2 protein-coding genes and 1 pseudogene are annotated in these 12859 nt (G+C 75.6%); all 3 read right to left on the bottom strand.

The genetic code is table 11. From position 1 onward, the window contains the following. Positions 1–8 precede the first annotated feature (8 nt). Positions 9–7217: an amino acid adenylation domain-containing protein gene (locus ACIGG8_RS42250; protein WP_396553895.1), complete on the bottom strand. Its 7209-nt coding sequence runs from the start codon at positions 7215–7217 to the stop codon at positions 9–11. Continuing rightward, positions 7217–12604: an amino acid adenylation domain-containing protein gene (locus tag ACIGG8_RS42245; RefSeq protein ID WP_396553896.1), complete on the bottom strand. Its 5388-nt coding sequence runs from the start codon at positions 12602–12604 to the stop codon at positions 7217–7219. Before ACIGG8_RS42245 ends, ACIGG8_RS42250 begins: the two co-directional genes overlap by 1 nt. Positions 12605–12679: 75 nt before the next feature. Beyond that, positions 12680–12859, bottom strand: a pseudogene (locus ACIGG8_RS42240) (AMP-binding protein); the annotation flags it as partial.

The following is a 12859-nucleotide window of genomic DNA, read 5'->3' as shown; positions in this document are numbered from 1 at the left end:
CTCGCAGGTCACAGCCGCTCCGCGAGGAAACGCCCGATGCGGGCCGTGTGCCGGGCATCCGTCATCAGATTTCCATGAGTGGACTCTACCGGGCACACCTCGACCGAACCACCCACGAAGGGTTGCCACAAGCTGACATCCAACCGGCCCGAACGGTCGGCTTCCGACTTCTCCTCGGCGGAGACGAAAAGCAGGTCGCCGTCGAAGAATTCGGGCCGGAATCGCCGCATGAGCCGGACATTGTTCACATAGACGTCCTTCAGCGCCAGGATGTCCTGCGCCTCAAGGTGCCGGAGGTTCTGGTTCCCGGACTGCAGGAACTCGCGGAAGCGCAGCAGGACCGCCTTCTCGTCTGCTATGAGCTCCTCGTCGTCGAAGGTGAAGCCCATCGCCCGCAGGTTGTGCGCGACGACCTCGTGCGGCACCGGGTCCTCGGTGACGGCGTCCGCGGCCTGCGGGTAGGCGTCGAGCAGGGCGAGGAGCGAGACCCGCTCGCCCTCCTCCTGCAGCCGGGTGGCCAGCGCGAAGGCGGTCAGGCCGCCGAAGGACCAGCCCGCCAGCCGGTACGGTCCGGCGGGTTGGACGGAGCGGATCAGGGCGAGGTAGTCCTCGGTCATCTCCGCCATCGAGGCGGGCAGGACGCCCGAGCCGTCGAGCCCGCCGGCCTGGATGCCGTAGACCGGCACGTCGGGGCCGAGGTGGCGGACCAGGCCGGCGTAGCACCAGCTGAAGCCGCCGCCCGGATGCAGGAAGAAGACCGGCGCCGCCGTGCCGCGCGCCCGCAGCGGCAGCAGCCCCCGGGTGGCCCGCCCGCCCGCGGTGGCCTCCTCCCCCGGGCCGGCCGCGTCCCCGGCCAGGGCCCGGGCCACGCCCGCGGGCGTCGGGGCGTCGAAGACCGTGCGCACCGGCAGGTCCGCCGCGAGCTCCTCGCGGATCCGGCCGACCAGCCGGGCGGCGAGGAAGGAGTGGCCGCCGAGTTCGAAGAAGTCGTCCTCGGCACCCACCTCCGCCACCCCGAGGACCTCGGCGAACAGGGCGCACAGCGCGTGCTCCTCGGGCGTGGCCGGTGGCCGCGACCGCTCCTCGTTGCCCTGGTCGGGGGCCGGGAGCGCGGCCCGGTCGAGCTTGCCGTTGGGGGTCAGCGGCAGCGCCGCCAGGACGGTGAAGGCGGCCGGGACCATGTGCTCGGGCAGTCGGCGCAGCAGGTGCTCCCGCAGCCCGGCCGGGTGCGGGAGGGCGCCGTCGGACGCCACCACGTACCCGGCCAGGCGCCGGTCCCCGGGCCGGTCCTCGCGGACCACCACAGCCGCCTGGGCGACGCCGGGGGCGGTGACGAGGGCCGCCTCGATCTCGCCGGGTTCGATCCGGAAGCCGCGGATCTTGACCTGCGTGTCGGCGCGTCCCAGGTAGAGGAGCTGCCCGTCGGCCGTCCACCGGGCGAGGTCGCCGGTGCGGTACAGCCGGGTGCCGGGCGGGCCCCAGGGGTCGGCGACGAACCGCTCGGCGGTGCGGTCGGGGCGGTGCGCGTAGCCGCGGGCCAGGGCGGCGCCCGCGATGTAGAGCTCCCCGGGGACGCCCGTCGGCACCGGGTTGAGCCGGCCGTCGAGCAGCCGGACGGCCGTGTTGTCGACCGGCGCGCCGATCGGCGGCGCGGTGGGCGCCCAGTCGGCCGGGTCGTCGGGGAGCCGGACGGCGGTGACGACGTGCGTCTCGGCGGGGCCGTAGTGGTTGTGCAGGCGCCGGCCGGGCCGGGCCGCGCAGAAGGTCCGGATGGCGCCGTGCGGGGTGAGCGCCTCCCCGGCCTGGACGAGGTCGGTGAGCTCGGGCAGCGGCAGCCGCAGGGCGGTCGCCGCCTCGCACACCGCGTCCAGGACCAGGTTGGGGGCGTACAGCTCGTGGACCCGCTGCTCCTGGAGCCACCCGGCCAGCCGGGCCGGGTCGCGCCGGACGTCCTCCGGGCAGACCACCAGGGTCTTGCCGGCGAGGAGCGCGGAGAGCATCTCCTGCACGGACACGTCGAAGCTGACCGCGGTGAACTGGGCCACCCGGGTGCCGGGGCCGCCCGGGAGCTCCCGCTCGTGCCAGTCCAGCAGGTTGAGCAGGGCTTCGGCCGGCATGGTCACCCCCTTGGGGCGGCCGGTCGAGCCCGAGGTGTAGATGACGTAGGCGGGGTGGGCCGGGTGGTACGGGGCGCGGTGCCCGGCCGCGGCGTCGGCGCCGTCGCCCCGGGCGGCGAGGGCGGCCGTCACCTCCGGGGAGTCGACCGTCAGCCTCGGCGGCCCGGCCCGGCCCGGGAGGACGGCGTCCAGCTCACGTGTGGTCAGGACGAGGGCCGGCCGGGCGTCTTCGAGCATGTACGCGATGCGGTCGGCCGGGTAGGCCGGGTCCACGGGCAGGTAGCCGGCGCCGGCCTTGAGGACCGCCACGAGGGCGGTGACCAGGTCGACGGACCGGTGCATCGCGACGGCGACGAGGCTCTCGGGGCCCACGCCGCGCTCGCGCAGCAGCCGGGCGAGGCGGTCGGCCCGCTCGTCGAGCTCCCGGTAGCCGACCGAGCCGGCGGCGTCCTCCACGGCCGTGGCGAGCGGGTCGCGGGCGGCGGCGGCCTCGAAGCGGGCGGCCGGGCCGGTGTCCCGGGCCCGGGGGTGCTCGGCGCCCTTCCCACGGGCCAGCATCCGGTCCCGTTCGGGGCCGGTGAGCAGCCGCAGTTCGCCGAGGCGGCGCTGCGGGTCGGCGGTCACCTCGTCGAGCAGCCGCAGCAGCCGGTCGACGAGGGCGCGCGCCGTACCGGGGTCGAACAGGTCGGTGCTGAACTCCAGCCCGGCGCCGAGGCCGTCGGGGGTTCCGTCCGGGCCGTGCCGTTCGGCGAAGGAGAGCAGCAGGTCGAACTTGGCCGAGCCGGTGCCGGACGACAGGGGTTCGGCGGTGAGGCCGGGCAGCCGCAGGCCGCCGTGGGCGGCCGCGCTGCGCTGGTCGGTGTTGTTGAAGGTGAGCATGGTCTGGAACAGGGGGTGGCGGGACTGCGCCCGCTTCGGGTTGACCGCCTCCACCAGCCGTTCGAAGGGCAGGTCCTGGTGCGCGTAGGCGGCGAGGTCCGTCTCGCGGACGCGGGCGATCAGCTCCTTGAACGTCGGGTCGCCGGAGGTGTCGGTGCGCAGGACGAGGGTGTTGACGAAGAAGCCGACCAGGTCGTCCAGGACGTCGTCGGTGCGGCCCGCGATCGGCGTGCCGAGCGGGATGTCCTCGCCCGCGCCGAGCCGGGTCAGCAGGGCGGCAACGGCGGCCTGGAGCACCATGAACGGGCTGGACTGGGTGGAGCGGGCGAGGCCGCGGATCCGCCCGTACAGCGCTTCCGGGACGTCGTAGAGGACGCGGTCCCCCCGGTGGCCGGCGACCGCGGGCCTGGGCCGGTCGGCCGGCAGTGCCAGCTCCTCCGGAAGGCCGGCCAGGGCCTGCTTCCAGTAGGCGAGTTGGCGGGCCGCCGGGCTGTCGTCGGCGTCCTCGGCGCCGAGCACGGTGCGCTGCCAGAGGCTGTAGTCGGCGTACTGGACGGGCAGCGGCCGCCAGGCGGGGGCGGTGCCGCCGTGCCGGGCGGTGTAGGCGGTGACCAGGTCCCGGGCGAGCAGCGGGACGGACCAGCCGTCGCCCGCGATGTGGTGCACCAGCAGCAGCAGCACGTGCTCCCCGGCGCCGGTGCCGAACAGCCAGGCCCGCAGCGGGAGTTCACGGTCGAGCGCGAAGCCGTACCCGGCCGCCGCGGCGAGCTCCGCGTCGAGGCGCCCGGCCGGCACGTCGGGGACGTAGGTCAGCTCCGGCCGGCCGGCCGCGCCCTCGCGGACGATCTGGTACGGGCCCTCGGCGTCCTCCGCGAAGACGGTGCGCAGCGACTCGTGGCGCTCGGCGAGGTCGGCGAGGGCGGTCCGCAGCGCCTCCCGGTCGAGGTCGCCGGTGAGCCGCAGCGCGAAGGGGATGTTGTAGGTCGCGCCGGGCCCCTCGAAACGGTGCAGGAACCACAGCCGGCGCTGGGCGAACGAGGCGGGGACGCGCTCCGGGCGGGGCGTGGCCCGCTCCAGGGCCGGCCGGGCGTCGCCGGCCGCGTCCAGGGCCCGGGCGAGGGCCGCCGGGGTGGGGTGCTCGAAGAGCTGCCGGACGGCGAGTTCGGCGCCGAGGACCGAGCGGACCCGGCCGACCAGCCGGGTGGCGAGCAGCGAGTGGCCGCCGAGGTCGAAGAAGTCGTCGTCGATGCCGACCTGCGGCACGCCGAGGAGTTCGGCGAACAGCCCGCACAGGATGGACTCCTGCGGGGTGCGGGGCGCGCGCCGGTCCGCCGTGACGGGCTGCGTCGCGTCCACCGTCGGCAGGGCCCGCCGGTCGACCTTGCCGTTGCCGGTGAGCGGCAGTGCGTCGAGGAGGAGGAACGCGCCGGGCACCATGTAGTCGGGCAGTTCGGCGGCGACGTGGGCGCGCAGCGCGGCCGGGGACGGCTCGGTGCCCCGTTCGGCGACGAGGCAGGCGACCAGCCGCTTGTCGCCGGGGCGCGGCTCCTGGACGGTGACGACGGCCTGGGCGACGTCCGGGTGGCGGCCCAGGACGGCCTCGATCTCGCCCGGTTCGATCCGGAAGCCGCGCAGCTTGACCTGTTCGTCGGCGCGCCCGAGGTAGTCCAGGGTGCCCTCGGGCGTCCACCGCACGAGGTCGCCGGTGCGGTACATCCGGGAGCCGGCCGGGCCGTACGGGTCGGCGACGAAGCGCTCGGCGGTGAGTCCGGGTCGCCGCCAGTAGCCGCGCGCGAGGCCCGCCCCGGCGATGTGCAGCTCGCCGGCCGTGCCGGGCGGGACGGGCCGCAGCCCCGCGTCCAGGACCAGCAGCCGGGTGTTGTCCAGCGGGGTGCCGATCGGGACGGCGTCCGGGACGGGGCCGCCGGCGGGCAGCCGGTGCCGGACGGCGAAGGTGGTGGTCTCGGTGGGCCCGTAGCCGTCGACGACGGCCGTCCCGGGGCAGGCGGCCATCACCCGGCGGACCGACGCGGCGGGCACCACGTCACCGCCGGTCCAGACCTCCCGCACGCCGGCGAGGGCGTCCGGGGCCTCGTCCGCGACGAGCTGGAAGAGGCCGGAGGTCAGCCAGAGCCCGGTCACGCCGTGTTCGGCGACCAGTTTGCCGAGGACCTCGGTGTCGAGGTCGCCGGGCGGGGCGACGACGGCGGTGCCGCCGGAGAGCAGCGGCACCCACAGCTCGTACGTCGAGGCGTCGAAGGCGTGCGGCGAGTGCACCAGGACGCGCCGGTGGGCGCCGCCCGCGAACGACCGGTCGTGGGCGAGTTCGAGCACGTCGCGGTGGGTGACGGCGACGCCCTTGGGCGTGCCGGTCGAACCGGAGGTGTGCATCAGGTAGGCGAGCTGCTCCCCCGGGACGTGCCGCGGCAGCGCCGCCCCGGCGGGGGACGGCTCCGGGCCGTCGTCGTCGACGGCGACCACCGGGCCGGTGCCGAGCTCCGCCGCCCGGCCGGCGTTCTCCTGGTCGGTCAGCACGAGGCCGGTCCCGGCCAGCGAGGCGACCTGCCGCAGCCGGTCCACCGGGTCGCCCTGGCGCAGCGGCACGTAGGCCCCGCCGGACTTGAGGACGGCGAGCACCGCCACCACCAGCTCCGCCGAGCGTTCCATGAGCAGCGCCACCGGTGTCTCGGCCGTCACGCCGAGCCCGACCAGCCGGCGCGCCAGCGCGTCCGAGCGGGCGTCCAGCGCGGCGTAGTCGTACGCGGCGGTGCCGCACCGCACGGCGACGGCGTCCGGGGTCCGCCGGGCCTGGGCCCGGAACGCCTCGGGCAGGCCGCCCGCGGGCACCGGGGTGTCCGCGCCGCGGCCGAGGACCAGGGCGGCCCGGCGCTCGGTGTCGGAGAGCAGGTCCAGCCGGGCCAGCGGCAGGCCCGGCTCGGCGGCGACCGAGCGCAGCACCCGGACCAGCCGGTCCAGCACGGCCCGGGCGGTCGCGTCGGGGATGAGGTCGGGCTGGTGGTCCAGGCGCAGCCGCAGTCCGCCGCGGCCGACCGCCACCAGGGCGAGCGGGTAGTGGGTGGCGTCCCGGTTGCGGCTGCCGGTGACGGTGACCCCGCGGATGCCGCCGGGCCGGTCGTTCTCGGCCCCGATGTCCACCGGGTAGTTCTCGAACACCATGGTGGTGTCGAAGAGTTCGCCGGCCCCGGCCAGCCGCTGCACCTCGGCCAGGCCGGTGTGCTGGTACGGCTGGAGCCGGGTCTGCTCGTCCTGCACCCGGCGGACGGTGTCCACCAGGGACTCGTCGGACCGCAGGACGACGCGCACCGGCAGGGTGTTGATGAACAGCCCCACCATGGTCTCGATCCCGGGGACCTCCGGCGGCCGGCCGGAGACGGTGCTGCCGAAGACCACGTCGTCCCGCCCGGTCAGCCCGCTCAGGACGACCGCCCAGGCGCCCTGGACCAGCGAGTTGAGCGTGAGGGCCCGCTCGCGGGCGAGCGCGGTGAGCGCCTCGTGGGTGGCCCGGTCCAGCTCCGTCTCCAGCCGGCCCGGCACGACCGGGGCCCGCTCGCCCGCGTGCGGCGCGACCAGCGTGGGACCGTCGAGCCCGGCCAGGGCCTCGCGCCAGGCGCCCAGCACCGACGCCTTGTCCTGGCCGGCCAGCCACTGCAGGTAGTCGCGGAACGGCCGGACCCGGGGCAGCGCGCCGTCGTCGCCCGCGGTGGCGTACAGCGCCAGGAGCTCCCGCACCAGCATCGGCCGCGACCAGCCGTCGAGCAGGATGTGGTGGTTGGTCAGCACGAACCGGTGCCGCCGCTCGCCGAGCCGCATCAGGGTGAACCGCATCAGCGGCGGGCGGCCGAGGTCGAAGCGGCGCGTGCGGTCCTCCTCGACGGCCCGGTCCGCGGCCGCCGTGCGCTCCCCCTCGGGCAGCCCGGTCAGGTCCAGCTCCTCCCAGGGGAGCCGCACCTCGTACGGGATGAGCTGCACGGGGCGCTGCACGCCCGTGTAGCGGAAGGCCGCGCGCAGGTTGCCGTGCCGCCGCAGCAGGGTCCGGCAGGCCGCCTGCAGCGCCTCGGTGTCGAGCGCGCCCTCCAGGTCGATGGCCTGCTGCACGAGGTACACGTCGGGTGCCGCCTCGTCGTACACGCTGTGGAACAACAGTCCTTCCTGGAGCGGGGCCAGCGGCAGGATGTCCTGCAGTCCGGACTGCGTCGCCATTACCAGGTCCTCCACTCGTCTTCCAGCGATTCGATCTCGTCCTGGCTCAGCAGGCTCAGGGACACGTCCGAGACGGTCAGCCCGCCCGCGTCGGGGCGTTCGGCGTGCTCGGTCAGCGCCCGCAGGGCCTGGAACCAGAGGTCGGCCAGTTCCTCGACCTCGGCCCGGCCGAGGATGTCCCGCGCCCAGGTCCAGGTGGCGGCCAGCTCGGGCCCGGCGGGCCCGTCGTTGGTACGGGCGTTGAGCTCCAGCGGGTGCGCGAGCGGCACCCTCGGGTCGGTGCCGCCGGCGCCGGCCGCGGTGGACAGCACGGTCCAGTCGGGCACGGCGGTGCTCCCCGCGCCCTGCGGCCCGGCCGTGGTGAAGCGGCCCAGGTAGTTGAACGCCACCTGCGGTCGGGGCAGTCCGGCGAAGCCGGGGGCCGTGGCCGGGTTGAGGTGGCGCAGCAGGCCGTAGCCCATGCCCTTGTCCGGCACCGCCCGCAGCTGCTCCTTGACCGCCTTGAGCGCGGCCCCGGCGGCCGGGCCGCCGGCGAACGCGTCGGCCAGGTCGGCGGTGACCGGGTCCAGCCGCACCGGGTACAGGCTGGTGAACCAGCCCACCGTCCGGGACAGGTCCGCTCCGCCGACCACGTCCTCCTCGCGGCCGTGGCCCTCCAGGTCGATCAGCGCCGTGCCGGCCGGGCTGCCCCGCCAGCGTGCCCAGGCCAGCGCGAACGCGCTCAGCAGCACGTCGTTGACCTCCGCCTTGAACACCGAGGCCACCCGGGTGAGCACCTGCTCGGTCACCTCCGTCGGCAGGGTCACCGTCAGGTGCTCCGCCGTGGCGTAGGTGTCCCGCTCCGGGTCCAGCGCCCGCCGGCCGATCCGCGGGTCGCCGGGCCGCAGCACCTGCTGCCACCAGCCGGCCTCCGCCGCCCGGGCGGGCTTCGCCGCCTCGTCGGACAGCCGCTGCGACCAGCGCCGCAGCGAGGTGCCGACGGCCTGCAGCCGGGGCTCGTGCCCGCCGACCACCGCCCGGTACGCCTCCGCCAGGTCGGGCACCAGGATCCGCCAGGACACCCCGTCGACGACCAGGTGGTGGACGATCAGCAACAGCAGGCCGGGCAGGTCGCGGCCGCGGTCGAACCAGACGGCCTGGAACACGCTCCCGGAGGCCAGGTCGAGCCGCTCGCGGGCGGCCCGCGTCTCCCGGCCGACCAGCTCCCGCTGCGCCTGCTCGTCCAGCCCGGCCGCGTCGACGCGGCGGACCGTCGCGGCGGCGTCCACGGCGCCGGGGGATCGGACCTCCAGCCGCCGCTCGGGCGCCGGGGAGAGCCGGGCCCGCAGGGCGTCGTGGTGGTCGAGCAGGGCCCCGACGGCCGCCGCCAGGTGCTCCCGGGTCACGGACGCCGGGACCTGCACCAGCCGGGACTGGTTGTACTGGTCGGCGGGGCCGCCGCGTTCGAGGAACCAGTGCATGATCGGCGTCAGCGGCACCTCGCCGACCCCGGCGCCCGGCTCCTCGGCGCTCGCGCCCCCGGTCTCCCGGACGACCTCGGCCAGGGCCGCGACCGTCCGCTGCTCGAAGACGTCGCGGACCGACAGTTCGAGTCCGGCCCGGCGGGCCCGGCTGACCAGCTGGATCGACATGATGCTGTCGCCGCCGAGGTCGAAGAAGCTGTCGTCGATCCCGGCCTCGTCCAGGCCCAGCACGTCGGCGAACAGCGCGCACAGCGCCTTCTCGCGCTCGGTGCGCGGCCCGCGCCCGCCGGCGCCGTCCCGGTCCGCCCCGTAGACGGGAGCGGGCAGGGCCCGCCGGTCGAGCTTGCCGTTCAGGGTGAGCGGCAGCGTGTCCAGCACGACCACGGCCGAGGGCACCATGTAGTCGGGCAGGGCGGCCGCGACCCGGGCGCGCAGGGCGTCGGTGTCGACCGCCGCCCCGGCGGCCGCGACGACGTACGCCACGAGGCGCTTGTCGCCGGGCCGGTCCTCGCGCAGGACCACGGCGGCCTGGGCGACCTCGCCGGGCGCCGCGAGCACCGCCTCGACCTCGCCGGGCTCGATCCGGAAGCCGCGCAGCTTGACCTGGTCGTCGACGCGGCCGAGGAACTCCAGCCGCCCGTCGCCGAGTCGGCGCACCACGTCGCCGGTGCGGTACATCCGCTCCCCGCCGCCCGTGAAGGGGTCGGCCACGAAGCGCTGGGCGGTCAGCCCGGCCCGGCCCAGGTAGCCGCGGGCGACACCGGCGCCGCCGATGTACAGCTCGCCCGCGACGCCCGGGGGCACCGGCCGCAGCCGCGCGTCCAGCACGTGCACCCGGGTGTTCCACAACGGCCGGCCGATCGGGACGACCGCCTCGGGCACCTCCTGCGGCGAACGCAGCCGGTTGACCGTGGAGAACACCGTGGTCTCGGTCGGCCCGTACTCGTTGGCCACCACGATGCCGGGGCAGGCCTCCAGGACGCGCCGCACGGCGGCCGGGGACACCACGTCACCACCGGCCCAGACCTCCCGGACACCCCGGAAGCACTCCGGCCGCTCCTCCGCGAGCACCCGGAACAGGCCGGCGCTGACGAACAGTCCGGTCACCCCGCCCTCGGCGATCGCGGTCGCGAGGTCACCGGCGTCGATCCGCCCGGCCGGGGCGACGACGACGGTGCCGCCGGTCAGCAGCGGGGTCCAGATCTCGAAGGTGGAGGCGTCGAAGGCGTACGGCGAGTGCATCAGCACGCGCTCGTGGTTGCCGTCGCCCCAGAACCGGTCGGCCGCCAGGTGCACCACGTTGTGGTGGGTGTTGCCGACGCCCTTCGGGGTCCCGGTCGAGCCCGAGGTGTACATCACGTACACCAGCTGCTCGGCGTCCGTGGCCACGCCCGGATCGGTGGCCGGTCCGGAGGCCGGGTCGAGCACGCCGCCCGGCCCCACCCGCAGCACCGGCACGTCCACCGCGAACCCGACGGCGTCCGGGGCCCGGTCGGTGAGCAGGGCCACCGCCGCGGTGTCCCGCAGGATGAACTCGGAACGGGCGGCGGGCTGGTGCGGGTCGATCGGCACGTACACGCCGCCGGCCTTGAGCACCGCGAGCGTCGAGACGACGAGCTCCGCCGACCGCTCCTGCAGCACGGCGACCCGGCTCTCGGCGCGCACGCCCCGGCCGATCAGGAGGTGGGCGAGCCGGTTGGCCCGCTCGTTGAGCTCCCGGTAGGTGACCGTCCCGTCGGCGCCCGCGAGGGCCACCGCGTCGGGGCGGGCCGCCGCGTGCTCCTCGAAGAGCACGTGCACCGGGGTCCGGTCGCGGTGCTCGACGGCCGTGTCGTTCCACTCCACGAGGATCCGGTGCCGCTCGTCGGCGTCCAGGACCTCCACGTCGCCGATCCGGCCGTGCGGGTCCTCCGCGAGGGCCGACAGGACGCGGACGAAACGGTCCGCGATGCCCTGCGCGGTGGCCCGGTCGAACAGGTCGGCGCTGAAGTCCAGCGCGCCGTCCAGGGCGGGCGTGCGACCGGACGCCGCACCGTGCTCGACGAGCTCGAAGGAGAGGTCGAACTTCGCGGAGGGCGCGCCGAGCGGGCGCCCGGTGACCGTGAGCCCGGCCGGGCCCGCAGCGGCGGGACCGGCAGGACCGGCGGGACCGGCAGCTGCGGCGCGGGCACCGCTGTCGAAGCTGAGCGCCGTCTGGAAGAGCGGGTGCCGGGCGAGCGAGCGCTCCGGGTTGACCGCCTCGACCAGCCGCTCGAACGGCAGGTCCTGGTGCGCGTACGCCTCCAGGTCCCGGGTGCGGACGCGCTCGATCAGCTCGGCGAACGTCGGGTCGCCGGAGGTGTCGGTGCGCAGGACGAGGGTGTTGACGAAGAAGCCGACCAGGTCGTCCAGGACGTCGTCGGTGCGGCCCGCGATCGGCGTGCCGAGCGGGATGTCCTCGCCCGCGCCGAGCCTGGTCAGCAGCGCGGCCAGCGCCGCCTGCAGCACCATGAACACACTCGCGCGCTGCTCGCGGGCCACAACGGTCAGGCGCTCGTGCAGGCCCTCGGGGAACGCGAAGGCCACCCGGCCGCCCCGGTAGGAGGCGGTGGCCGGCCGCGGCCGGTCGAACGGCAGCGCCAGTTCTTCGGGCAGGCCGTCCAGGGTCCGCTTCCAGTAGGCCAGTTGACGCGACACCTCGCTCTCCGGATCGGCCTCGGAGCCGAGCAGCTCGCGCTGCCACAGGCCGTAGTCGGCGTACTGCACCGGCAGTTCCTGCCAGGCCGGAGCCGCCCCGAGGACGCGCGCCGAGTAGGCGGTGGTCAGGTCGCGGACCAGGATGCCGCGCGACCAGGCGTCGCCCGCGATGTGGTGGGTCAGCAGCAGCAGCGTGCTGCGCTCCCGGCCCTCGCCGTCCGGCTCCGGAGGGAGCCTGAACAGCGAGGCCCGCAGCGGGACTTCCCGGCCCAGGTCGAAGACGTACCCGGCCGCGCGACGCATCATCCGGTCCACGACCGCGTCATCGTCGTCGACCTGCTCGACGGCCAGCGGCACCTGCACCTGCTCCGGCTCCAGCACCACCTGGTAGGCGGCGCCGTCGGCGTCCTCGGCGAAGACGGTCCGCAGGCTCTCGTGGCGGGCGACGACGTCGGCCAGTGCGCCACTGAGCGCCTGCTCGTCCACCGGACCGGTCAGGCTCAGCGAGACCGGCATGTTGTAGGTGTCGCTCGGGCCCTCCAGGTGCTGGAGGAACCAGAGCCGCTGCTGGGCGTGCGACAGCGGCACCCTGGCCGGCCTGACCGCGCGGACCACCCGGCTGCGCGAACCGGCTCCCGCATCCAGTGCGGTGGCGAGTTCGGCGACGGTGGAGGCCTCGAAGACCTGCCGAACGGCGAGTTCGACGTCCAGGACCGACCGGATCCGGCTCACCAGGCGAGTGGCGAGCAGGGAGTGCCCGCCGAGCTGGAAGAAGTCGTCGTCGATCGACACCGACTCCACGCCCAGCGTCTCCGCGAACAGACCGCACAGGATCTCCTCGCGCGGCGAACGCGGCGCCCGCCCGGCGGACTCCGCCCCGTACTCCGGCGCCGGCAACGCACGACGGTCCAGCTTCCCGTTCGGCGTCAACGGGAACGCCTCCAGCACGACGAACGCCGACGGCACCATGTACTCCGGCAGCCGGCCCGCCGCCAGCGCCCGCAGCTCCGCCGCCACCGGATGGCCCTCCCCGGCGGGCACCAGGTAGGCCACCAGGCGCTTGTCGCCCGGCCGGTCCTCGCGGACCAGCACCGCCGCCTGCGCCACGTGCTCGTGCGCGGCGAGCATCGACTCGATCTCACCCAGCTCGATCCGGAAACCACGCAGCTTCACCTGGTCATCGACCCGCGACAGGTACTCCAGCTCGCCCGCCCGCGTCCACCGCACCAGGTCACCCGTGCGATACATCCGCGCACCCGAGGAACCGAACGGATCCGCGACGAAACGCCCCGCCGTCAGCTCCGGCCGGCGCCAGTACCCCCGCACCACACCCTCACCCGCGATGTACAACTCACCCGGCACACCCGCCGGAACCGGACGCAGACCACCGTCCAGCACATACACCCGGGTGTTCGCGATCGGACGGCCGATCCGCGGCGAACCCGCCGCCTCACCCACCACATCCCACACCGTCGACCACACCGTGGTCTCCGTCGGCCCGTA

This window comes from Kitasatospora sp. NPDC085464 (assembly GCF_044541955.1).
Taxonomy (GTDB): Bacteria; Actinomycetota; Actinomycetes; order Streptomycetales; family Streptomycetaceae; genus Kitasatospora.
Note: the sequence above shows the minus strand (reverse complement) of the source record. Positions and strands in the feature narration are given on the sequence as shown.

What these genes read in the sequence shown, in the direction of transcription:
- ACIGG8_RS42245 (WP_396553896.1), bottom strand. Translation starts at nt 12,604, where the DNA reads ATGTATCGCACGGGTGACCTGGTGCGGTGGACGCGGGCGGGCGAGCTG.
- ACIGG8_RS42250 (WP_396553895.1), bottom strand. Translation starts at nt 7,217, where the DNA reads ATGGCGACGCAGTCCGGACTGCAGGACATCCTGCCGCTGGCCCCGCTC.